Genomic DNA, 24719 nt, shown 5'->3' on the forward strand with positions numbered 1-24719 from the left:
AGCACATTTTAAACACAGCACCGAACTTAAAAAGACCTACAGCGTCTTATACAGGGTTAAACGCATTATATTATTTAACAGGCCGCCTTTTTACGCATGAAAAATACCTGCGCCTTGCTCGTTTTCGCGACTCTATTGCCTATCGTCGCGTTTGCACAGGACACCTCCACATCGTTAGCTACTCCGTTGGCTTTTTGCAGTGCTGAACCGGTTTCGTTCAGTAGCAATAAGCTAATGGAAAAAGGCCATATAAAGGTAGAAGCAAATCGTACTGAGATTGTGGAAAACAAGGTTGCTCTGTTCTCTGGCAACGTTGATATAACCTCGGACACAGCAGTGATTAGTGCATCTCAAGCACAAGTGAACAGTGGTGGCAAAGATGTTATCGCCAAGGGCGATGTGACCTACCAAGATTCAGCGCTAAAAGTGCAAAGCGATACTGTGTCATTGCGTTCTGAAGAAGAACGCTTAGAAATGACCAACACCAAGTATGAACTCACCGGTTTTGTTGGCCAGGGCGCAGCGAAAGATATTGTGTTGGACACCGATACAGGAATAGTACTTAAGGAAGTCAGCTTTACCACATGCCCAGAAGGCGATGAAGACTGGTTAATCAGGGCCAGCGAAATAAGCTTAGAGAAAGGCACCGCGTGGGGCCAAGCCAAGCACACTCGCTTTTACATCGCTGACGTCCCCGTATTTTACCTTCCCTACTTTGCTTTTCCTGTGAGCAATGAGCGTCAGACAGGCCTGCTTTTTCCAGAATTAACGAGCTCTAGTCGAACAGGCGTAGACTACACCCAACCTTTTTACTGGAATATTGCCCCTAATTACGACATGACCATTTCTCCTCGTTTAATGACGAGACGCGGGGTTCAGCTCAATACTGAATTTCGTTACTTAACGAAAAAAAGTGAGGGTACGGCCTATGTGGAATACCTTCCAAGCGATAGTGATATTGACGGTAATCCAGACCGCTATTTTTATCGATTACAGCATCAAGGGCTTGTTGGTGATAACTGGCTACTCAATATCGATTTCAATGGGTTAAGCGACGATAACTATCTGCTTGACCTTGGTTCTGATTATTACAGCCGTTCCGACACTCACCTATATCGCAGCGTCGGACTCAGTTATTACGACGAAAACTTATCAGTCAACGTTGAGGTAAAAGATTTTGAAGTGCTTGGAGATACCGCCGACAGTTATCGCGCAGTACCTCAAGTAAAAGTTAATTACAGTACCGAAATGTGGCGCTATTTTGAGTTCAGCTTAGACTCGGAAATAGCCCATTTCGACAACACACTTGATATCGCGCCAACGGCCACACGTTTTCATATCGCTCCTACATTGGCGCTACCTTTACGAGCGGCATGGGGAGAAGTGGTAGCTGAAACGTCGCTGTTTCAAACCGTATACAAGCAAGACAATGTTGAAGGCACCGCGTTAGAAGAAGATGTTGAGCGAAGTCTTGGGCAAGCGAGACTGTACGGTGCGCTATACTTTGAAAGAGATACCTCTTGGTTTAATGATGAACTGTCCATGACCTTCGAACCAAAAGTACAGTATTTGTATACCTCATATGAAGACCAAACTGCTATTGGTTTATACGACTCCACGGCGCTTTTAACCGACGTTGAAGGCCTGTTTCGCGGTCAGGAATTCACAGGCCTTGATCGCATTAACGACAACAATCAAATTACCCTTGGCGCAACGACTCGCATGTTAGATAAAAACAATCGGGAACAATTTGTTCTTAGTGTGGGTCAGATATTCTATCTTGAAGACAACAAGGTGATAGCAGCAACAAAAGATCAGGACCGTTCTGCCCTTGCCGCCGAGATAGACTGGCGCTTTGACCAAAATTGGTATTTTCACTCCGACGTTCAGGTAACCACTGACACTGACAAAGTTGACTTAAGCAGCGTTGGAATAGAATACAGAAAAGATGCATCTCGCTTTCTTCAACTTAGCCATCGTTATGTTCGCAATTTAAGTGGCGAGACAATTGATCAAATCGGACTATCTGCCAGCTGGCCTATCAACAAAAACTGGCAATGGGTTGGCAGAACGTACAGAGATTTAGAAAGAAACCGCAGTGTCGAAACCTACGCAGGCCTGCAATATGAATCTTGCTGCTGGGCTGTGCGCTTTGTGGCCCAGCGAACCCTTAACAATCGTTTTAACGACAATGGTGAGCAAACCACAGACGATTTTGACTCAGGGGTTTCACTGCAGTTTATTTTCAAAGGAATTGGCTCGATGGCGAGTAGAAGAAGCATGCTGGAAGACGGTATGTTTGGCTATCGACAGCCTTATAGTTTAAATTAACCCGTAATTACGCACCGATTAAACGTGCGTTAATACATTAACCAATAATAAAAGAGTGTGTATGAAGTTCATTATCCGTGCATTGATGTTAGGTGCAATACTCTCATTTAGCAGTATGGCACAAGAGGTCATGCTTGATCGCGTTGCCGTGATTGTTGACCAAGGTGTAGTGCTAGAAAGCGAAATCGCTGCACTAGTGAAAGAAGTAAAGCGCAACGCAGAGGCGAACAATCAAGAGCTTCCCTCAGATCGCGCCCTAAGAACTCAGGCCATTGAGCGCTTAATAACCAAAAATCTCCAGCTTCAAATGGCTGAGCGTATGGGTATTCAAATTAGCGATCCACAGTTAGAGCAAACCATTGGTAACATTGCGGCAAATCAAAATGCCTCTATGGAACAATTAAGAACTCAACTCGCTGCAGAAGGCATTGCGTATGACGACTACCGCGAAGACATTCGCGAAGAAATCATCATGGGCGAAGTAAGACGGGCCAATGTTCGTCGTCGTGTTTATATTACGCCACAAGAAATTGATACGTTAATGGGTCTTATAGAGCAGCAAGGTGCGGAACAAGCAGAATACCGCCTTGGTCATATTCTTATCGGTTTCCCTGCCGACCCTACCGACGAAGACATCCAAGCCTCTCGTGAAAGAGCGGAAAAGGTTATCTCGTTACTCGAGTCTGGCTCAGATTTCACTAAAATTGCTATCGCGTCATCGTCGGGTAATGAAGCCCTTGAAGGTGGTGACATGGGTTGGTTAAACATCAACGCAATGCCGACGCTGTTTGCTGAAGCCGTTCAAAACAAAGAAGTGGATTCATTGGTAGGTCCCATTCGAAGCGGCGCCGGTTTCCACATATTAAAAATCGTTGATACCCGCGGTATTGAGAAAGTGACGGTGCAAGAAGTGAATTCTCGTCATATTTTGGTTAAGCCTTCTATTATTCTTAGTGAAGATAAAGCGAAGGACATGCTTGCTGGTTTTAAAGCAGACGTAATAGCAGGCGAGGCTGAATTTGAAGAGCTGGCTAAAGAATATTCAGAAGACCCTGGTTCAGCCCTTCGCGGCGGAGACCTTGGCTGGTCTAACCCAGATAACTACGTACCTGCATTTAAAGACGCGCTGGCAAACCTTGAGCCAGGTGAGTTTAGTGAACCTGTGCGCTCAGTTCACGGTTGGCATTTAATTCAGCTTATTGAGCGTCGCGTTGACGATGCCACCGATAAGCGCAAAGAAGAAAAAGCCTATCAGCTGATCTTTAATAGGAAGTTTGCCGAAGAAACAGAAAACTGGCTTCGTGAAATGCGCGACGCAGCGTATATCGAAGTTATCGAGTCTTAAACTATAAGTTATTCATGAGCAGACCAATTAAAATAGCAGTAACGCCGGGCGAACCGGCGGGCATCGGGCCAGATTTAATCATTAAACTGGCCCAAGAAGAATGGCAAGCTCAGCTTGTTGTATTTGCCGATAGCGATATGCTTACGGCACGTGCCAAGGACCTTGGCATTGAATTAACGCTAATCGATTACGACCCCGACAACGCTGATATTCAAGCGCCGGGGTCATTGTTTATAAAGCATATCGATAAGTCGGCAGACGTTGTGGCCGGCACACTCGATAGTGAGAACGGCCTGTACGTAGTGGAAACACTGCGCCAAGCCTGCCAGGCCAACATTGATGGTGATTTTGATGCTGTGGTGACCGGCCCAGTTCACAAAGGCATTATCAACAAAGCGGGTGTTTCTTTTAGTGGTCACACTGAGTTTTTTGCCTATCAGTCAAATACGATTGATGTGGTGATGTTACTTTCTACAGAAGGGCTCAACGTTGCACTGGCTACCACACATATTCCTTTAGAGTATGTTGCAAAAGCCATTACAGGTACTCGCCTTCACAAAGTGATTCATATTATTCATACCGATTTAAAGCTTAAATTCGGTATTAAAGAACCACGTATTTACGTGTGTGGACTGAATCCTCATGCGGGAGAAGACGGTCATATTGGTACTGAAGAAATCCGTACCATCACGCCTGCCCTCAACGAGCTTCGCGAAGAAGGGCTTGATATCATCGGGCCACTCCCCGCAGACACCATTTTTCAACCTAAATACCTGCAAGATGCCGACGTTGTGTTGGCGATGTACCATGACCAGGGCTTACCTGTGTTAAAGTACAAGGGGTTCGGCGCGGCGGTAAACATCACTCTGGGTTTACCCTTCATTCGTACATCGGTAGACCACGGTACTGCGCTTGATTTAGCCGGTACTGGTAATGCCGACGCCGGTAGTTTCAGAAAAGCATTGGAAAAAGCCATTGAGCTTGCGCAGCATCAACAATGAGTAAAACACACTTAGGCCACACGGCACGAAAACGATTTGGGCAAAACTTTCTTCACGATGATTACGTGATTGGAAAGATTGTTGCGGCTATCGCTCCCAAAAATGAACAAAACCTGGTTGAAATAGGACCGGGTTTAGGCGCGCTTACCGACCCGGTATGCGAAGAAGTAGACAGACTCACTGTTATTGAACTTGATAGAGATTTGGCCAAGCGCTTGCGTCAACACCCATTTAACGGTGAAAAGCTCAACGTTATTGAGCAAGATGCAATGACAATGGATTTCTGCGCATTATTAAAAGAAATGCCTGATAGCGACCGCAAGCTTCGAGTATTTGGCAATCTTCCCTACAACATCTCAACGCCACTTATGTTTCACCTTTTTGATCACGCGCCCTGCATTGAAGATATGCACTTTATGCTGCAAAAAGAAGTGGTAAACAGACTGGCCGCTGGCCCTGGTTCAAAAAGCTATGGCCGCCTTTCGGTAATGGCGCAATATTACTGTCACGTTATTCCTGTATTAAATGTACCACCAGGTGCTTTTAACCCGCCACCTAAAGTAGATTCAGCGGTTGTTAAACTTGTACCTCACAGTGTACCGCCTGTTCAGGTAGAATCGCTAAGCACCCTTGAAAGAGTCTGTGCTCAAGCATTTAACCAGCGCAGAAAAACAATTCGTAATTCTTTGAAAGACTGTTTAAGTGAAGAAGAAATCACTGAGCTGGGTCTTGACCCGAAGTGTCGCGCTGAAACACTCTCACTAACAGATTTTGCTACCATCGCAAATGCCGTTTCTAGCAAAGAATACCACCAAGAGTCCTAGTTTTTCTATGCATGAATTAGACATCCAAGTGCGAGTGAAAACTCGCCACTTGCCTGAACATCTCCCCTCCGATTCCGCGCAGTTCGCATTTGCCTATCACATTACGATTGAAAACAAGAGTGATGAAACCGTTCAGTTAATTAATCGCTACTGGCGTATTACTGATGCAAATGAAAAAACGTCTGAGGTTGAGGGTGCAGGTGTTGTGGGAAAACAGCCTATACTGAAACCTAATGAAAGTTTTGAATATACTAGTGGCGCGGTAATCGATACCCCTGTAGGCAATATGCAAGGGTATTATGAAATGGAGCGCGAAAATGGTGAGCGCTTCAAACTCCCTATCGATGTATTTAGACTTGCGGTTCCCCATATACTGCATTAAGGATGAATAATGGCTAAAGGTAACACTTATGTCATTGGCGATATTCAGGGCTGCTACGATGGGTTGCGACGCATTTTAGACAAAGCCAAGTTTGACTCTTCCAAAGACACGCTTTACGCCGTGGGCGACTTAGTGGCTCGCGGAGAAGATTCCCTCAGCACACTGCGATTTTTAAAGTCTCTTGGAAACAGTTTTTCTAGTGTGCTTGGCAATCACGACCTCCACTTTTTGGCTACGCTTAATGATATTCACAAAGCCAAAAAGTCTGACAATTTAGACCCTCTGCTAAACGCCAGCGATGTCAAAGAGCTAGAGACATGGCTTCGCCAGTTTCCGTTAGCGGCCAAGTTAGATAAACATACGCTCATTGTCCACGCCGGACTCTATCCAAGCTGGTCAATGAAAAAAGCGCTGGCGCTAAGTAACGAGGTGTCTGACGCCTTAAAGGGGCCTGACTACGTCAACCTCTTAAAAACGATGTACGGCAATACGCCAGTAAAATGGTCGAAAGAGCTTAGCCAAGAAGAGCAGCGCCGCTTTACCGTCAATGCGTGTACGCGAATGCGCTTTGTCACGGAATCTGGGGAGCTCAATTTTGACAATAAATCCCATCCTGATAGCGCGACAGATGACATCAAGCCATGGTTTAAACTGCAAAACCCGAAGCTAAAAGCCAAACAAAAGGTTATATTTGGTCATTGGGCGGCCCTTTCTGGTGAGACACAGTCGCCTCAATTCGTTGGTCTTGATACTGGCTATGTGTGGGGACAAACCTTGACCTTACTGAACCATACTTCTGGTGAGCTCATCACGCTCACGGCTTGAGGGTTAAAGCCACTTTCCATATACCTTGTGCTCCTACTTCCCTCTCCTTATCTCGCACTTGTGTACTATTAATACCGGAATAAGCCGCGCTTAAATAAGCGGCCTTTAGCGACGCGACTGGTCTGACCGAAAAATAAATGTCATATATTTAAGAATAGGGGTAAACATTAAGTAGTTGTAGTCGATACATTATTTTAATGCTCTACAATAGAAATGTTCACTAAAGATACTCAAAGCTAGGCCACACCTTAAACAATGAGGTATATTTTGAACGGTTTGCGAGGTAATATTGTGGAAAAGAAAAACAAAAACACCCATCAGGAGTTCCGATGAAAATAACCGTAGCCACTCGCGTCATTGGTGGATTTGTAGCGATAAGTGCGCTGCTCATTGTTGTGAGTATTGTATCCCTCGTTAACCTCAACTCCATTGGTTCAGCAACTGAAGAAGTTAACGACGTCGCTTTGCCGAGTGTTGCGGGAAGCAATGCGCTTAAAGCGAGCTTCCTGAATATGGGCCGACTTACCTTCGAAAGTTATATAGAAGAAGAGCTATCAGGTCTTTCTGAAAAGCGTAATTCTTTTAATGCCGCGCAAGATACCTTTGACTCTGAGTACAACCAGCTAGCAAAAGCTGTCAGCAAAGATGCTGAGCTACAGGGTTCTCTTAATTCAGTTCGCGACGCCTATGAAGCCTACACCAAGAACGTAGATGCTATGTATGCCAATCATAAACAGTATCTTGATTTGCGCAACACCATCGCTGACCGTTTAGGTGACGCAGAAGATAATGCTGATGACGCCTCAACCTACCTTCTCGATTTTTCTGATTTAGACTCGGTTCAGCGTATTCCTGAGCTGCGCCGTGCATCTGAAATTGGTAGCGAACTTGAGACCTCTCTTCTGTCTTTGCTCACTGTATCTTATGAATACATTAAAACGCAGACACTACAACGCTCTCAAACACTGGGTAATGAAGTTGATTTAGTTGTCGACAAGGTGGTTACTCAGTTAAGTGAAATGAACGCAGCGGCAGATGGCCGCGACGATTCTGGAACCCTTGATGATATAAACGATCTAGTCAACGACGCCATTAACGCCATTAAGGCGAGTGATGGTGTGATGCAGCTTCACGTAGACAGACTTGAACGTCGTAATGACGCAGAGCAAGCGCTGAACGCCTCTGACGCTAACATAAACCAAGGTACGTTGGAGCTAGGCCGTTTATTGACCTTAGCTGACAAGAAAGCCAGCGATATAGAAACACAAGTAAACTCAGCCATCACTACGGGTAACACGTTCGTTATTGTTGTTGTACTTGCGTCAATCGCCGTCGCTGCATTTATCGGTTACATCACGGTTCGCGCTATTACGCTTCCGCTAAGCCGAGTAAACGAGCTACTTACCGTGGCGTCCTCAGGTGATCTTACTCATCGTCTTGATGATTCTGCTCAGGATGAATTTGGTTTACTAGCAAGAAACTGCAACACGCTTATCGGCAATTTAAAAGAGCTTATCACTGGTATTAACGTTCGAGCAGAGCAATTAGCCGCTGCATCGGAACAAACCTCGGCCGTTACTGCGCAAACAACTCACTCTATTCAAGATCAGAAGTCTCAAATTGGTCAAGTCGCTACTGCCACCACAGAGATGCATTCAACGTCTCAGCTAGTTGTGCAGAGCGCTGAAGATACACTTAGCCAAATTCGTCATGCTGACAAAGAGGCAGAAAACGTTCGCTCAATTTCCCTTGAAAACAAAAACACCATTGAGATATTGGCGAAAGACGTTCAAGACGCTGCCGACGTTATTAACAAACTACATCAAGATAGCGCGAGCATTGGCGGTATTCTCGATGTGATTCGTGGTGTTGCAGACCAAACTAACCTGCTTGCACTAAACGCTGCCATTGAGGCCGCTCGTGCTGGTGAGCAAGGTAGAGGTTTCGCGGTGGTTGCCGACGAAGTAAGAACCTTGGCAAGCCGTACGCAGCAATCTACGCAGGAAATCAATGCCATGATTGAAGTACTGCAGGCAGGTGCTGAGCGCGCAGTAGCTGTAATGAATCAAGGTAAAGAGCAAACTGCGGCCTGCGTATCGCAAACTGAGAAAGCAACACAAGCCCTTGATATTATCTCTGACGCAGTTCATAAAGCCCATGATGTCAGCTCTCAAATTGAGCAGTCTGCCCGTGAGCAAAATACGGTTTCACAAGAAATCAGTCAGAAGCTTGAAACGATTGTAGGTATTGCTGAAGAGACTACCGCAGGTGCTCAGCAAACGTCTGATTCAAGCCATGAAGTTGCAAGGCTAGCTGATGAACTTCAGCAGTCTATTCGCCAATTTAAGGTGTAGATTACCTTCTATCGATGCGAAAAAGCCCCGTATTAACCTTGTTAATACGGGGCTTTTTATTATTAGTCACTTTTTCGACATTCGACTGCCTACATCGCTCATCTTTATCGCCATCTCTCCAATCGCCAACAAAATATACATGCCCATCTCCATCTGCGCAGCTATGTGACCAAATATCGATGCAACCGCGTATGAATCGCAAATATTACTAACGTGTAGCATCACAGTGAAACTTTTAGCGCTTACCTTACTTTGTGGATTACTCATGTCTAGCTTCTCCGCCCGTGCAGATAAAACCTATTATAAAGACAGCGAAACCATCACCTACAAAACGATTGACTCTCTTGCAGAGGAAATTGAAGTGAGAGAGTACCCTGCTTCTCTTGCGGTAATGTCGAAAGGTAACAGCGACAATGGCGCATTTAGGCTTTTATTTAATTACATCTCTGGCGAAAACAAAGCACGCAGTGAAATTGCGATGACATCACCGGTAGAAGTGGGTAACGAACAGGTAGCAAGTGCAAAAATTGCCATGACGTCGCCTGTTGAGGTTACCTCAAAAAACACCATGATGTTTTTTCTGCCAAGTCAATACAACGTGGATAACGCGCCCGTCCCCTCACACCCTGCAGTATCATTAGTTGAAGTTCCGGCAAGGAAAGTGGCAGTAATTCGCTATTCCGGATTTAACAATGACGATAAGCGACAGGCGTATGCCGAAACACTATTGCGAACACTTAAAGAACAGGGTTATGACATTGCCGGCAAACCAAGTTACCTAGGCTACGACTCCCCTTTTACCCTACCGTGGAATAAGCGTCACGAGGTCATTATTCCGGTAAAATAAAGCAGTGTAAGTAGCGCTCTGCATGACCGTAGAGAAATAAAAAACGGCCCGAAAAGGGCCGTTTTGATGTGTATTTCTAACTACTCGCTTTTAGCTACAAGCTTTTACCTATAAGTTTTTCCCCATAAGCTTTTACCCATAAATTTTTACCCATAAATACAAAGCAACCAGTGAGTACTCACTCTACGCGATAATGCTATTCAAACAGCGCTTTATGAAGCTTTCTCACCACATCATCACTATTCGTTTCGTTAACCAAAAACGATAAATTATGCGGGTTCGCGCCAAAGCAAATCATGCGTAGGTTAAAATCTGATACCGCAGCTAAAATTTTACTAGAGACGCCCACCGCTGTTTGCATGTTATTACCTACCACTGTGACCAAGTCGTAACCCTTCTCAACGGTAACGTCACAAATTGTTTCTAATTCAGCAATGGTCTCTTTATTAAGACGTTGAGCAACAGAGTTAGCCGGATTATCTAATGTAAATGACACAGAAATTTCAGATGTCGTCACCAAATCAACACTTAACTTATGCTTGGCAATAATAGCAAACACCTGCTGCAGGAAGCCCTGAGCGTACATCATCTTAGGTGTTTTCACCGTCACCATCACTTGCTCTTTACGGCGTGTAATCGCTCGGTAAGGCGGCTCAAATTCGCAGTCGCGAACAATCCAAGTACCGCCTTTCTCAGGCTCTTTGCTTGAACCTACAAACACCTTAATGTTTTTGCGCAGCGCCGGTTCCATTGTGGCAGGGTGAAGTACCTTAGCACCAAACGTGGCCATTTCAGCCGCTTCTTCAAAGCTCAACTCAGGCAGTGGTCGTGCGGTATCGGTTATGCGGGGATCTGTGGTGTATACACCAATAACGTCGGTCCATATCTCACACGCTTCGGCATTCATAGCTTCTGCAAGAAGCGCAGCGGTAAAGTCAGAACCACCTCGCCCAAGCGTAGTGGTGTTGCCATTTTCGTCTGCACCGACAAAACCCTGTGTTACCACAATGGCGTTTTCAATTTCAGGTGCAAGCAGCTGCTCTGCCAAGGTGGCAATTTGCTCAATGTGTGGCGCCGCTTCTCCAAACTCACTGTCCGTGCGCAGGACTTTTCTCACGTCAAAATTTATCGTCTTCACGCCTTGCTCAGCAAGTACCGATGAAAACATAAGAGAAGACATTCGCTCGCCCATTGAAAGCAACTGGTCTTTTAAGTCATTGCGATGCAAAATTTCTTCGTGAAACGCTAAAGCGCGGACTTCCTCTAGAAGATCATTAAGCTTAGTTTCTACCGACGGTTTGTCTTGTAACTTGTCGAGTATGGCAAGCTCGATGTCAGTAATAGCTTGGCATGTTTCATCTATCTGCTGCTGCGTCATAGGGGTATGAGCCAAGCTAACCAAGTGGTTAGTTACGCCCGCTGATGCGCTTACCACAACGATACGCGTATTCTTATTACCGGCAACAATTCGAGCACAGTTTTGCATTACAGTATAATTGGCAACACTGGTTCCGCCGAACTTAGCTATCGATAAGGCATTTGTCACTTTATTTAACTCCAGATTAGCACCAGTTTTTCACTGGCGTACTGCGCATTGATATAGCGCAGCTTAACGATGAATTGTTATTTGGTCTCCAACCTTCACGTTGTGATTGGCAAACCACCCTTGGTTCATTTCCAGTGCGTACAGTACCTTTTTCGATGAGCCTACAGATTCTAGGCTATGAGGCATCAAAGGTTTTATATCAGTAATGACACCGTTTCTGTCGATAAATGCTACGTCTAAGGGTATAAAAGTGTTCTTCATCCACATACCCGCGTACTTCGCGGAATCAAAGGTGAAAAACATTCCACAATCTTCACATAATTCTTTTCTAAACATAAGCCCCTGAGCACGCTGCTCAAAGGTTTTTGCGTACTGAACGTCGTATTTTTTATCACCCATGGTAATTGAGATACGATCAAAACTGACTTCGTTCATTTTAGCAACGGGGTCCACCTGCGCCTGCACGCAACCAGCCGATAAGCAAATAACCATTAATACAAAGAGAAGCTTGTTCATTAGATTTTCCTATAGGGTTAAAAAGACGACAATGTCGACTGGTTCGTGTTGGCCTTCACTGTACATTCCCGCAGTGGTTTGTGTGCTGTTTAGACAAGGCAGATAGTGGCTGTCGCAGCGGGTTAAGGCAAAACCACCTGGCAAGATTAATAGCTCTCAGGCGCTGCCTGAAAAGGGCATGGTGAAAAAACGCAAACCAAAAACTCATACAAAAAAGGTTATCTCGCCCTTATAACTTGTGAAATAGTTTATACATTAATCTTAGTAACATCCAATGATGCCGCCGTGCATACAAATTAATGTTTTTCAAAGTGTCCTTATTATCACAGACACATAAAAAGGTATGCCACTATCTGCGCTTACCGTTTTGATCTTTATTATTTTGTCTATGGGACTTTATCGACTCCGTCCATAGAATCGAGGATAGCTTGCAACACTCCACTATCCTCTAGAATATCAACTTGTTGGTTAAATTGGATTATATAACGTCGTAACTCAGAGCTGTCGTGACATAGGAGACTGTCATTTTGCTCATAAAAAAATGATGTATCGTCATATTGCAGTGGTTCACTTTTAACAAGTTGCAAAAGGGGAAGAGCATCTGGAATATAGTCTAAGAAAGCATCTATGCGCCCCCTAAGAATCATTTCATGGATTTCAGAACCGCCCTGCAATGGAATAAGTGTGTGATGGGAAAGTGTTTCGATCTTGCCACCGAACGTATTTCCATGACGAAAGCCAATCCGCATTTTTTTGGCTGAGGGATGAAGGATAATATCAGCACTTAATAATTCGAGCCCAAAGAAATAGGCTCTAGCAATATATAGAGGCTTACTTTCAATAACGCGTTCGCTGTGCTGATAAAGGTTTTTACTTCCAGGAAACAGGCAATCGCTTTTTCTATCATTGAACCGAGACACAGCTCTTAAAGCATGTGAAAAATGAAATTCAGTGGTTGCGGGCATTTGCTTTGTAATTAACTTGATCAATTTACTGTATGGCACATCATCTGAGCGTTTTTCAAGAAGGCCAGGAACGTTGTAAACCGAAACATCAATAATTCTCTCTGAATCAGAGGCTCCACAGGGGAGTAAGAACATTAAGACGAAAATTATAAAAAACAAAAAACGCACAGCCAAACCTTTCCACTAACAACATCAAGAAATATTAGTCTATCGCAAAAATGATAGCTCTGAAGGAAAAGTGACATTAATTTCTCACTACCACAACTCATACACCCTAAGAGTAAGTAATGGTGTGAGTGCGATTTACCCATTTCAGACTTTTAGGAGGTTGATGGTCTTGAAATTATCGATGTATTTTTCATCCATTACTGCAGCTCATTTTCTATAATATGCTGATACTCACGAATTCGCTGCACGTACCTTACAGGCTCAGTACCACGGGCGTAGCCATAGCGTAAATCTTTGTAATATCGCTTTTCGCTAAGTAAGGGCAATACTTGCTTCATATCGGCCCATTTATGGGGGTTCAAATTAAGTTTGCGCGCCAAAGTTTGCGCATCGTGTAGATGGGCACGGCCTACGTTATACGCAGCTAGCGCAAGCCAGGTGCGGTCAGGTTCTTCCACTTCGTCGACAAATCGGTGGGTTCTGATTTTAGCAAGGTAGCGCGCGCCACCAAATATACTTTGCTTAGGATCTAGCCTGTTATTAACCCCTACTTCTTTAGCTGTTTGTTGTGTCAGCATCATTATACCGCGCACACCTGTGGGGCTTATTGCATCCGCTAACCAATGGGATTCCTGATACGCTTGTGCCGCTAGTAAGTGAAAGGGTAAGTCATACTTTGCTGCAGCGTCGCTGAAATACTGGGTATATTCTGGAAACCGCTTTTCAACTCGGCGAATAAACGTACGCGTATCCACATAGTCGAACACCTCAAAAAAACCGTAGTATTGGTCTAACATGCTCTCTAAACGACCGCTTTTCTCGTATTCGAGATACCAGTTATTGAGTTCAGCACTGAGCCCTGTACTAGCTTTATGTAACATCCATGCTAAATTTTCGCTTCTGGCAAGGTTAAAAGGAGCGATTAACTCTGGGAAGTACCGGCGGTTAAGATCGACAATATTAGAGTCGGCTACACTACAATCAATTTCCCTCTGCCATACCTTGTAAAGAATTTGCTCGGTGGATAATTCTGAGCTCTCCACCCAGCTAAGCGTTGGGTATTGTTCTTGTAACTCTTTAAGTCGCTCACTGTAGGCCGTGCCCTCGGCCACCATTATGTTAAGCCCTATTAGCTCATCTATGGTTTCTGGCTGGACATTATCTCGCCGGCAAACCACCTGCTGTGTAATATCTTGATAGTTAGGCCCAAACACAAACTCCTTTGCTCTTGCTTTTGTTTGAGTGAGTCCCGCCGCAGCAATATGCCCTTCTTTGTTTCTCAACGCTGCTATCACGGCTTGAATAGAGGGTTTTTCAATTATCTCTAGCTCAACACCTAAGTGAGAGGCAAACGCTTCGGCCATATCAAATTCTGGCCCTTTAGGCTGAATATCTCGGCTTATAAAGTATGTGGTGGGAGCATTTCGAGTAATCACTTTTAAGACGCCTGACGCCTTAATTTGTGAGATGAGTTCACTTGATGCGCTATCCGAATTTGCGGGCTTGTTTCCCGTCTTTTGTTCAGCAGTAACAGCAGAATCATTTTCCTGACTGCCATTCGGTGACTTATCACATGCGGCAAGTGAAAAAACGATTACAATAAAGAACAACATTTTCCATAAAGACTGCATTGCGACTACCTTATCTATCCTGTCTTAAGCCTCAAAAGCAACGTTATCACTTTAAGCAAGGCGCTAATTAAGAAATACAACCGTATAGCACATATCTCTATTTTGCAATTTAGCGGCAATATACGCGTTCACTACACACAACCTTTCAACAACACGCCCTAGTTAACATTAGCCGTTGACGCTTCTGGCAAATCTTTTTCAGGGCGAATATGCATAAAGCTGGCAAAACGAGGCTTTCCCGAATTGGTATACCCATAAAATTTATACGTAACCCACTCACCAATCTCTGGCGGGTGCCGCCGCTCGCTGTTTGAAAATCCGCTACCAAGTTTAAATTGAACGCCATCGGCCCGCTCTACTAACAACGAGCCCATCATGGTTTTAAATTTGCCCTTTCCCTTAATATGGGCAATAACCTTTGCCTCGCTATCTTGATGGCGCTTAAGCTTGAGTAAATGGGCGCTGCGACCATCAACATATCGAGCCTGGCGATGGTGAAGCATAAGCCCCTCCCCGCCAGCATCTACCACACTGTTTAACTTTGCTTGTAAGGCTTCATGGGTGTGCAGCACAAATTGAGGCATTGCGAGTAGCGCTGGGCTGGTTACTGTGTCAGTAAGTCGCTTTATCTCTTTTGCTCTTTGTTCAAAAGGCTGCATGAGCAGCGGCATATCAAACACCATAAATTTTATTTTCTCCCAGCGCTCGTCAGGAATGTCAGTAAGCACAATAGACGCTGTATCTTCAAACTTACCTCGAGCAAGCCACAGCTCGCCATCTAGCGTAGTGTTTGGCCAAGCCCGCGTAAACCATTTTGGGGCATGAATAATATTGCCCTTTCGAGTGAGAAGCTCTGTTCCCGTCCATCTTGCTCGAATGCCATCAAGTTTTTCACTTATCAAATAATCGCTAAGTGCCATAGTATGGTGAGACGCGGTGTATAAGTTTGCCGTCTGTGTAGGTGCTCGCTGATGAACATCACCGAGCGTCTCGGCACTTACGGTTGTGACTGCTGCTATCCATACCAGTATCCCTAATGCCCATGCTAATAGTAATTGCCATTCAAATTTGCATGGCATAAATGCCCGTCCATTACTCCGTTTACTTGTGCTCACACCCCACTCCTTAAAAAACTGTTTAGTCAGGTTAAGCGTATTGATATCAGTTATTAAATATACTGTGCTTCAGGTGGGTTCTGCCTGTTGGGCTAAGTTTTGCAGAAATGAGTGAATAGAATTAAGGTAAGGTTAAGGGATATAATATTGGGGGTGTTGTGCTGTACTAAAACATGTATGTTTCTGTGGAACCGTCTTTTATTGGTGAGCTATTAAAACGAAAATGGATATGAATATATGAAAGCACTAACAATACAAAAAGCACTTATTGAAAGCCTAACGGCGCTCGCGGTAGCAGCCTACGCGCCCTTTTCATTGGCCCATGACTTTTGGCTTGAGCCGACGCAGTTTCATTTTGAGGAGGCATCACCAGTAGCAGTGCAGTTTAAAGTAGGTCATAAAGAAGACATTGATAGCTGGAATTTAACGTGGGATAAAATAGTGGCTCTTCGCAACTACACCTCAACAGGTGTTGAGGATATGGCAGCAGGCATTATTCCCAAGTCTAGTTTACTACCGGGGGTGGCTAAAACCTCTACGCTGCAAGCAGGCAGTTATATTATCGGCTTTGAAAGCTATCACAGTACAAGCGTGCTAAAAGCAGACAAATTTAACGACTACGCTAAAAAGGAAGGGCTTAAAGAAGTCGTTGAGTATAGAAAAGACAAGGGCCTTGAAGGCTACGACGGAGAAGAACTGTACTCCCGAAAAGCAAAAGCGATTGTACAAGTGGGAGAAACACTTACCGACAACGTTACCAAGCCTATTGGTCATACACTAGAAATTGTCCCCCTTAGCCACCCTTTCACATTAGGCGAAGATAACAGCCTCACCGTTCAAGTGCTTTTCAAAGGCAAGCCTTTACAAGATGCATTAATAGATTCAGTTCCCCTTAAAAATGCAACTCACGAAACCCAATCATTCCTCACTGATGAGAATGGACAGGCTACATTTACATTCAAAGCCTCTGGCGCAGTTAAGCTAAATTGCGTGTGGGGAGTGCCACTTCAAAGTAATATCAAAGCTGACTTTGAAACGTATTTTTCAAGTCTTACGTTTACAGTAAACCGCGAAAAATAATGCAACGACAGTGCGCTGACGCTTCAATCCGCCATCTCGATTTGAGTGGCGGAGAGCAAACCACAACCTGCCCTAGTTAGGGTGATGCAGATAGCTTTTGTTTGTATTCACTGAATAGCCATTGTGACGCTTCATCAAAATCGGTGAAAAACAAATAGTCCATATGTTTTAATTCAGGGATTCTTTGAAACATCATTCCGCGGATAACAGGGCCTTTATATACATACGCCTTGGCTATTAGTCCCATTTCAGGTAGGCGATTTACAATGTGTTTTACCATATCGAACGCGTCAGGCGTTGCCCCTTCAACCTCGCTTATATCTACGAGCAAAGCGAAAGGTTTCATGTTTGAACCCATGACTAGCTTAAAAAGGCGCTCTCGATACTCTTCAGCACTACGCCCATTAAAAACGCCATACAGCTTACTAGTTATTACTCCATCGTTATAACTTATTGATAAGGTGCTTAGTTTTTTATGCATCGCCAACCTTTGTCGTTCATTTCCATTGCAATCATAGTCGATAGAAAGCGTGAAATAAATCAACGCCCTAATGTTTAACTTAAACTAGTCAATTTTTAACGAATCACCTAAACAAAGGCTGCTTTTCAACAGGACACACTTTCAGCCAAGATGGCCCTCGATTACTGTAGACAGTTTTTTGCTGTCCACGGGCTTTGTTATATAGCTACTCATTCCCGAGGATAGCGCCTTGTCGATTTCATCTGACACTACCGATGCTGTGAATGCCACAATAGGGGTATTTACACCTTTATTACGCAATTCTAATGTCGTTTCAGCCCCCGTCATTTCTGGCATTTGTAAATCCATTAGAATAAGGTCAAATGCCTTCTGAGATGCAAGTAATAAAGCCTCTCCTCCACTGCTAGCAAGCGTAACGCTTACACCTAAATCTTCTAACAAGGACTGCGCTACCACTCGGTTGATCTCATTGTCATCTACCACTAACACCGAGCCTCGACTCATATCTACTAAACTTTTTTCTTGGTCGATAAGTTGGGTACTGTGGCTGGATTCTGTTGTTGGCTCTGCTGCTGGCTCAATAGCTGTGTCTACCTCTTTTTTTGCCAGCGTGAATGCTAGTTCAAAGCTGAAAGTGCTGCCTTTACCAACTTCGCTGTTTACAGAGACATAACCGCCCATTGCTTCTACCAAACTTTTGACAATTTGAAGGCCTAAGCCTGTTCCGCCATGAGTGCGATTTATACTGCTATTTGCTTGAGTGAACGCACCAAAAATATCAACTTGCTCAGACTGCTTAATTCCTTCTCCAGTATCGATGACAGAGAACTTTATGGCTTGCTCACGGGATGAAGCAGTAACACGCTCAACCACTAACGATACACTGCCCTGTTGCGTAAACTTGATGGCGTTACTAATTAGGTTATTCAGTATCTGCGATAAGCGAACTGCGTCGCCGAATACGTTGGCACTAACGTCATCAGCAATACTTGAGTTAAGGGCTATATTTTTGTTTTGCGCAAGTTGATAATAAAACGATACACAGGATTGCACTGTGGAAACTAAATCAAACGGCGCTGATTCTAAAGAAAGCTTTCCCGCATTGAGTTTCGAGACATCCAATACATCGTTTAATATACGATTTAACGATATCCCTGACTGTTGAATTCGCTCTAGATTTGGCCTAGCGCTTTCGCTAATCTCTTTAGATAACACAACGTCAGTAAGCCCAAGAATTCCATTTAAGGGAGTGCGTATTTCGTGGGACATAGTGGCTAAAAAGCGAGCCTGTGCTGCAGATGCCTTTCGCTCTTGCGCAAGAGCGTGGTTAAGTTTTATTGTTTTGGCATTACTTTCAATTAACGCAGCTTCCAACCGGCTCACCAACTGATAGATAAGTATTGATACCACAACATTTGTAATGCATAACCTTACCCACATTCCGTGATCGTACGCTCCATCGTAAAACGGTACCAAAAAAGTACTGCCTGCAATTATAGCCATAGAGCCGAGTCTCCACCGCCCAGTAAGAAACACGATGGGAAACACAGCCATTAATGGTATCAGGGATGCAGGCAAAATTCCGTTGACCACTATTATGATAGGAGCTGCAGGACACGTAGCTAATGCCCACATCTTAGCGATTGAAGCACTGCTGCTTTGAAAATACAGTGCAGCGCAGGAAGTAACTAAAGACCAAATACCGATACAAAGCGCGATAACAACATTGTCAGGACGCGCGAGCACAATAACGACAATAATAATGGCCGAAAAGAATGCCATTAATTGAAAGCCTCCTCTTCGAAGTGACTTCCTGATTATTTCGGCGGAAGTTTCAGACCCCTTAATATTGGCAGGTATCTTATCCGCAAGTGATTTGTCTAGAGAGGCCTTTGCCATTGAATTCCACTTTACAATTCTTAAATGCTTAAACGTTTAAATATTTTTCAAGGCTTGAGTATAGGCTATATGCACAACATGTAAATTAGCCGTAAGTCACGAACAGAAGCTTCTTGGATACTAAAAATGTTATTTGACCGGACATATACCTAAGAGCGTGCAAAAAAAAAGCCCCAACTAATGTCGGGGCTTCTAAGGGTTAAGCTTGGTTTCAATAAAACGTTGCTTTACGCCAAAAATCAGGCGTTTAAATTAAACGTTTTGAATCGCTACGTCTGGCGTGAATTTAGGCGCAACGGCCATATCTTCAGCAGGTGGCGCGAAGTCTGTAAGGTTAATACCTTCAACCGCCGCTTTGTACTCGTCCATAGTTGGGAAGCGACCTAGCACAGCAGATAGCACCACTAATGGTGTTGAACCAAGCAGTGACTCACCTTTCTTCTCGTTAGAGTCAGCAACAACACGACCTTGGAACAAGCGCGTAGAGGTAGCAATAACCGTATCACCAGGTTCTGCTTTCTCTTGGTTACCCATACAAAGGTTACACCCTGGACGCTCTAAGTACATGATGTTGTCATACTTAGTACGCGCAGACTCTTTTGGCTTATCGTCGTTAAACTCAAAACCAGCGTACTTGGTAAGGATATCCCAATCGCCTTCCGCTTTTAGCTCATCAACAATGTTGTATGTTGGTGGTGCAACAACAAGCGGTACGTTGAACGACACACTGCCATTTTGCTTTTCTAAATTGCGAAGCATTTGAGCGATAATCTGCATGTCACCTTTGTGAACCATACAAGAACCAACAAAGGCTAAATCAACGGTTTTACCATCGTAGAAAGACACAGGGCGAATAACATCATGGGTATAACGCTTAGAAACGTCATCGTTATTCACGTCTGGATCAGCAATCATTGGCTCGTCGATTTGGTCTAAATCAACAACCACTTCTGCGTAGTATTTTGCGTTATCATCGGGTGCAAGAGCCGGCTCTTCGCCTGACTTGATTTCAGCAATACGCTTATCAGCAAGGTCGATAAGACCCTGAAGCATGTTCGCATCGTTGTCCATGCCCTTGTCGATCATGATCTTGATGCGTGTTTTAGCAAGCTCAAGTGACGCAATCATCGTCTCATCATTTGAGATACAGATTGACGCTTTCGCTTTCATCTCAGCCGTCCAGTCGGTAAACGTGAACGCTTGGTCAGCAAGCAAAGTACCAATTTGCACTTCAATAACACGACCTTGGAACACATTCTCACCGCCAAATTGCTTAAGCATTTGCGCTTGCGTTGCGTGAACAACATCGCGGAAGTCCATGTGGCTCTTCATTCCACCTTTGAACGTCACTTTTACCGACTCTGGAATTGGCATCGCCGCTTCACCTGTCGCAAGCGCTACCGCTACCGTACCCGAGTCAGCACCGAACGCGACGCCTTTAGACATACGAGTATGTGAGTCACCACCAATGATAATAGCGCGATCGTCAACGGTAATATCGTTCAATACTTTGTGAATAACGTCAGTCATTGCATGGTAAACCCCTTTAGGGTCACGTGCCGTGATTACGCCAAAGTTATTCATGAAAGACATAAGCTTAGGAATATTAGCTTGGGCTTTCTTATCCCATACCGAAGCTGTGTGACAGCCAGACTGGTATGCACCGTCTACAAGCGGAGAAATAGTTGATGCTGCCATCGATTCTAGCTCTTGGCATGTCATCGGGCCGGTTGTATCTTGTGAGCCTACAATGTTTACTTTAACGCGAACGTCTGAGCCAGCGTGAAGCGGAGTCTCAGACTTAACGCCTACCGCATTGCGGTTAAAGATTTTTTCAACAGCTGTTAGACCTTGGTTCGCTACAGATACTTCTTTTGAACGTGCATAAACTTCAGGTACGTCTGTACCTAACACTTTTGCAGCAAAAGTTTGTAACTGCTTACCAAACGTTACCGCGTAAGAACCACCGGCTTTCATAAACTCCATTTTTTGCGGAGTGAAAGCGCTTGATATATCAGCAAGTTCTTCTGAGCCGTTAAACAGTTTCTTCGCTTTAGTGTCGATGGTAAGCACGGTGCCTGTAGCAACAGAATATGCTTCTTCTAACACTGGGTCGCCGTTAGCATCGCGAACCACTTCACCGTTAGCATCCGTCTTTTTAACCCAGTTTTTAAGGTCTAAACCAATGCCGCCGGTAACGTCTACGGTCGTTAAGAAGATAGGCGCGATACCGTTGGTACCTGCAACTACTGGCGCTTTGTTCACAAATGGAATGTAAGGGCTTGCTGCCTCACCGGCCCACAGTGCAACGTTGTTCACACCAGACATACGTGAAGAACCTACGCCCATGGTGCCTTTTTCAGCAATAAGCATTACTTTAGCGTTAGGGTGCTTTTTACCTAGCTCAACAATTTCTTGCTGCGCTTTAGGCGTGATCATGCACTGGCCGTGTAGTTCACGGTCTGCGCGAGAATGAGCTTGGTTGCCTGGAGATAGTAAATCAGTAGAGATATCACCTTCTGCAGCAATATATGTCACTACATCAATTTTCTCTGGTACGTCAGGTAACTTAGTAAAGAACTCTGCTTTTGCGTAGCTCTCTAGAATGTCTTTTGCTATTGCATTGCCTGCGTTGAACGACGCTTCTAAACGCTCTGTATCAGCTTCGTAAAGGTAAACCTGTGTTTTCACTACTTCAGCAGCTGGTTTCGCAACCGCTTCGTTGTCTGAAAGTGCCAAATCAAGAAGCACTTCAACAGACGGGCCGCCTTTCATATGAGAAAGAAGTTCTAATGCAAACTCAGGCGTGATTTCATCAACCTTTTCTTCGCCAAGTACAATTTCCTTCAGGAAAGTCGCTTTTACGCCAGCAGCACTCGTCGTGCCTGGCAAGGTATTGTAGATGAAGAACTTAAGAGAATCTTCGCGATGCTCATTACTTGTGTCTCTAATTTGAGCAATGATTTCTGATAGTAAATCAGCACTATCAATGGGCTTAGGGTGTAGACCTAATTCCGCTTTACGGGTCTCGATTTCTGCCAGATATTCTGAATACAAACTCATAGGGTTCTCTCGGTCATAGTTTTACGTGGGCGTAGTGTTAAGTCGGTCTTAGCTATACGCATATAAAATTGGTGCTTATTTTAACTGATTTTTGCTCGTTACGTAATCTTTGAAGTAAATCAGCCCGTGAAGCCAGCTGCCGTGTTTCGCTAACATTAACACTAACCGCAACCGCGCTAACGATTTACCACAGATGGGAAAACCTAAATTTACCCCATATTATTCATGCACTTGTGAAAAATAAGCGTATCACTTTGTGCATAAACCCCTCAATCCATTCTCACGCACTAAATAAGCAATGGTGTTGCATTTATGTCAGACATTTTTGCTGGTTATGGTTGTACCAGTTTAAATAATACACAGAGCACATCAATGAGGTGTTAATTGGGCTTTGTTAATCAATGTCAGGGCGTGTTGACCTTTGCTGAACAACAAAAAATCAACACGCGCTAGTTTACAGGCGAAATTCTAATGACTTTCCCTTTCTCCCCATCGGTAAGCAGTAAAATGTCGCCGTTTTTATCGATTGCCACATCTCGCAAGCGAGTGTCTATTTTATCTAATAGCAACTTCGCGCCCTTTACAATACTGCCGTCTCTTAGATTTTTTAATGGCACCGCGTATACGCGCTTTGTTTTAAGTGCTGTAACAATCGCTGTGTTTTTTAAAGCCGTAAATCCGTCATCGTTATAAATAGCCATTGATGAGGGCGCTATTGACGGTGTCCAATCAAGCAACGGGTTTACCATGCCTTCGTAGTGATTAAAGGGGGAGATTTGCGCACCTGAATAATCAACGCCTAGAGTAACCACAGGCCAACCGTAGTTATCACCACGAGTAATTCTATTAATTTCGTCGCCACCATCTGGCCCGTGCTCGTTAAGTAAAATTTCGCCACTACTGGTGATAACAAGGCCTTGAGGGTTTCGATGCCCTAGGGTGTAAACATACGGGCTCTCAGGGAAAGGCGCATTAGCGAGTGGCTCACCGGTGATAGTAAAGCCTAGTACTTTTCCAAGGTGTGAACTTACTACCTGCGCCTGCTCACGATAGTCAAAGCCATCTCCAGAGGTCAGCAGGTATTCCTCATTACCTAAACTTAGCAATTTAGCGCCGTAGTGCACTGGGGTATCTCTGACCGTATTAATTTCAAACACTGGCTGAATATTCGTGACGCCGAATGCTGAGGAAAATTGGCCAGATACCACCACGAGTTTATTCTCTGAGTCCGTCCCTTTTGAGTAAGATAACAACAGCGTCGATGAGGTATCAAAATCGTCAGCAGGGATAACATCTAACCAGCCTCCTTGTCCTTTGGTATAGAGGCCCGGAAGATTAACCTTTACCCTATATTGCGCATTTGATTCATTGATAATTGCTAACTGTCCGTCACGTTGAGTAACAAGGATAACCCCACTTGGCAGTACTTCAATAGACTTGGGAAAGGAAAGCCCATCGATGACTACATTTGTTGAATATTGGCTCTCTTTGAGCAATGGCTCTTTTGACACTGCCTCTTTTGACACTGGCTCCTTTAGCAATGACTCCTTTGACTGTGGCTTTTCTGATATGGCTTCTTGGGCCTTTATGCTTATAGACAAGCACGCTATCAGCATTGCACTGGTTACAATCAGTGCGCTCGTTATCTTCATATTCACTCTCGAGATTGGTTTCTTTAATAACACTATCATGGTATACCCGTTTCATACGCTAAATTTATACACGCTCAATGTGGTGCTTTATGCTCGCCTTTTTACGACATACTTTTTTTCGTTTTACACCTGCTTGGATTATCGCTTTTGTTTTCGCAAGCGTATTACACTCTCACTTTGTTCTGTTTGAGTTGGCGGCACTTGACATCAATATTCCAGTTTCCAAGTGGCTCACTATGGTGCTGGAGGACCTGTCTGGTTTACTACCAACCTACGGTGCCATTATTGCAGTGACACTCACGCTCAGTTTTTTCATCGCGAGTAGACTTAACAGCCTCCTTGAAAAGCGCGCTCTCACTTTGACAAAAAATGGCGCCGCGAGCACTTTTAGCGCCGCAGGCATTTTTGGCGCCGCAGGCGCTATCGGCTTTTTAGTCATGCTAGCGGCTATGCAACCTATTTTAGATGTGACACTTATAGCGGGCGCTAGAAGTCACCTCGGCATTGCAGCTCAATGTATTGCTGGCTTTGTATCTGGCATTGTCTACGGCCGTTTACGCTAACTCACGGTGATAGTTCACAACCATTAACATTACTTTTGGTTATAATAATTTATAAACCAACAAAGATGTAAATGAAAAGTTAACTTTGCTAATGTTACGCTATTATTGAATAACCGCGCCCTACTAGGAAC

General features: G+C 44.4%; 20 protein-coding genes. 10 read left to right on the forward strand and 10 right to left on the reverse strand.

Annotation, left to right across the window (positions count from 1 at the left end):
• Positions 1–96: 96 nt before the first annotated feature.
• The 7 genes from GTQ48_RS15240 (at position 97) to GTQ48_RS15270 (ending at position 9062) form a co-directional block, all read left to right on the forward strand.
• Entirely contained in the window at positions 97–2331 is a 2235-nt protein-coding gene (locus GTQ48_RS15240) for an LPS-assembly protein LptD (protein WP_163107430.1), read from the forward strand.
• A 55-nt stretch (positions 2332–2386) separates the two neighbouring features.
• Positions 2387–3676 carry a peptidylprolyl isomerase SurA gene (gene surA / locus GTQ48_RS15245; RefSeq protein WP_338023337.1) on the forward strand — a complete coding sequence of 430 codons (1290 nt, stop codon included), beginning with the start codon at positions 2387–2389 and terminating at the stop codon, positions 3674–3676.
• 14 nt (positions 3677–3690) lie between these two features.
• Positions 3691–4677: a 4-hydroxythreonine-4-phosphate dehydrogenase PdxA gene (gene pdxA, locus GTQ48_RS15250; protein ID WP_163107432.1), complete on the forward strand. Its 987-nt coding sequence runs from the start codon at positions 3691–3693 to the stop codon at positions 4675–4677.
• The gene (gene rsmA / locus GTQ48_RS15255; RefSeq protein ID WP_163107433.1) at positions 4674–5501 is read left to right on the forward strand and encodes a 16S rRNA (adenine(1518)-N(6)/adenine(1519)-N(6))-dimethyltransferase RsmA; all 828 of its coding nucleotides are present in this window, start codon (positions 4674–4676) and stop codon (positions 5499–5501) included. The genes pdxA and rsmA overlap by 4 nt, the downstream gene beginning before the upstream one ends.
• Before the next feature lie 7 nt (positions 5502–5508).
• A complete protein-coding gene (apaG, locus tag GTQ48_RS15260) occupies positions 5509–5883 on the forward strand; it encodes a Co2+/Mg2+ efflux protein ApaG (RefSeq protein WP_163107434.1) in 375 nt (124 codons plus the stop codon).
• A gap of 9 nt (positions 5884–5892) precedes the next feature.
• On the forward strand, positions 5893–6708 hold the full coding sequence (locus GTQ48_RS15265; protein ID WP_163107435.1) for a symmetrical bis(5'-nucleosyl)-tetraphosphatase: 816 nt from the start codon (positions 5893–5895) through the stop codon (positions 6706–6708).
• Positions 6709–7037: 329 nt separating this feature from the next.
• Positions 7038–9062: a HAMP domain-containing methyl-accepting chemotaxis protein gene (locus GTQ48_RS15270; RefSeq protein ID WP_163107436.1), complete on the forward strand. Its 2025-nt coding sequence runs from the start codon at positions 7038–7040 to the stop codon at positions 9060–9062.
• Positions 9063–9128: 66 nt separating this feature from the next.
• Here the strand turns inward: GTQ48_RS15270 and GTQ48_RS15275 are convergent, their stop codons facing one another.
• Entirely contained in the window at positions 9129–9329 is a 201-nt protein-coding gene (locus tag GTQ48_RS15275; RefSeq protein ID WP_163107437.1) for a hypothetical protein, read from the reverse strand.
• On the opposite strand from GTQ48_RS15275, the gene GTQ48_RS15280 reads away from it, so the two are divergent.
• Positions 9328–9909: an SOUL family heme-binding protein gene (locus tag GTQ48_RS15280; protein ID WP_163107438.1), complete on the forward strand. Its 582-nt coding sequence runs from the start codon at positions 9328–9330 to the stop codon at positions 9907–9909. The two genes, GTQ48_RS15275 and GTQ48_RS15280, sit on opposite strands and share 2 nt — an antisense overlap.
• A 196-nt stretch (positions 9910–10105) precedes the next feature.
• On the opposite strand, the gene lysC is transcribed toward GTQ48_RS15280, so the two are convergent.
• From lysC to GTQ48_RS15305, 5 genes are all read right to left on the reverse strand, one after another.
• Positions 10106–11455 (reverse strand): lysine-sensitive aspartokinase 3, encoded by a 1350-nt coding sequence (gene lysC / locus GTQ48_RS15285; RefSeq protein ID WP_163107439.1) that lies wholly within the window; start codon positions 11453–11455, stop codon positions 10106–10108.
• 63 nt (positions 11456–11518) lie between these two features.
• Positions 11519–11971: a DUF192 domain-containing protein gene (locus tag GTQ48_RS15290; protein ID WP_163107440.1), complete on the reverse strand. Its 453-nt coding sequence runs from the start codon at positions 11969–11971 to the stop codon at positions 11519–11521.
• Positions 11972–12357: 386 nt separating this feature from the next.
• Complete coding sequence (locus tag GTQ48_RS15295) at positions 12358–13104, reverse strand: ABC transporter substrate-binding protein (protein WP_163107441.1); 747 nt, start codon at positions 13102–13104, stop codon at positions 12358–12360.
• A gap of 197 nt (positions 13105–13301) precedes the next feature.
• Positions 13302–14735, reverse strand: a complete 1434-nt coding sequence (gene mltF / locus GTQ48_RS15300; RefSeq protein WP_203565262.1) for a membrane-bound lytic murein transglycosylase MltF — start codon at positions 14733–14735, stop codon at positions 13302–13304.
• A gap of 158 nt (positions 14736–14893) precedes the next feature.
• The gene (locus tag GTQ48_RS15305) at positions 14894–15850 is read right to left on the reverse strand and encodes a DNA ligase (RefSeq protein WP_163107442.1); all 957 of its coding nucleotides are present in this window, start codon (positions 15848–15850) and stop codon (positions 14894–14896) included.
• 237 nt (positions 15851–16087) lie between these two features.
• Between GTQ48_RS15305 and GTQ48_RS15310 the strand changes: the two genes are divergently transcribed.
• Positions 16088–16930, forward strand: coding sequence for a DUF4198 domain-containing protein (locus GTQ48_RS15310; RefSeq protein WP_163107443.1), 843 nt, complete (start codon positions 16088–16090; stop codon positions 16928–16930).
• Positions 16931–17006: 76 nt separating this feature from the next.
• On the opposite strand, the gene GTQ48_RS15315 is transcribed toward GTQ48_RS15310, so the two are convergent.
• From GTQ48_RS15315 to GTQ48_RS15330, 4 genes are all read right to left on the reverse strand, one after another.
• On the reverse strand, positions 17007–17411 hold the full coding sequence (locus tag GTQ48_RS15315; RefSeq protein WP_163107444.1) for a hypothetical protein: 405 nt from the start codon (positions 17409–17411) through the stop codon (positions 17007–17009).
• A gap of 141 nt (positions 17412–17552) precedes the next feature.
• On the reverse strand, positions 17553–19310 hold the full coding sequence (locus GTQ48_RS15320) for an ATP-binding protein (protein WP_163107445.1): 1758 nt from the start codon (positions 19308–19310) through the stop codon (positions 17553–17555).
• Between the two features lie 252 nt (positions 19311–19562).
• Complete coding sequence (locus GTQ48_RS15325) at positions 19563–22373, reverse strand: bifunctional aconitate hydratase 2/2-methylisocitrate dehydratase (protein ID WP_163107446.1); 2811 nt, start codon at positions 22371–22373, stop codon at positions 19563–19565.
• Positions 22374–22822: 449 nt separating this feature from the next.
• On the reverse strand, positions 22823–24025 hold the full coding sequence (locus GTQ48_RS15330; protein WP_163107447.1) for a PQQ-dependent sugar dehydrogenase: 1203 nt from the start codon (positions 24023–24025) through the stop codon (positions 22823–22825).
• 89 nt (positions 24026–24114) lie between these two features.
• Between GTQ48_RS15330 and GTQ48_RS15335 the strand changes: the two genes are divergently transcribed.
• Positions 24115–24588: a hypothetical protein gene (locus GTQ48_RS15335; RefSeq protein ID WP_239060154.1), complete on the forward strand. Its 474-nt coding sequence runs from the start codon at positions 24115–24117 to the stop codon at positions 24586–24588.
• Positions 24589–24719: the final 131 nt, after the last annotated feature.

This window comes from Alteromonas genovensis (assembly GCF_010500895.1).
GTDB lineage: Bacteria > Pseudomonadota > Gammaproteobacteria > Enterobacterales > Alteromonadaceae > Alteromonas > Alteromonas genovensis.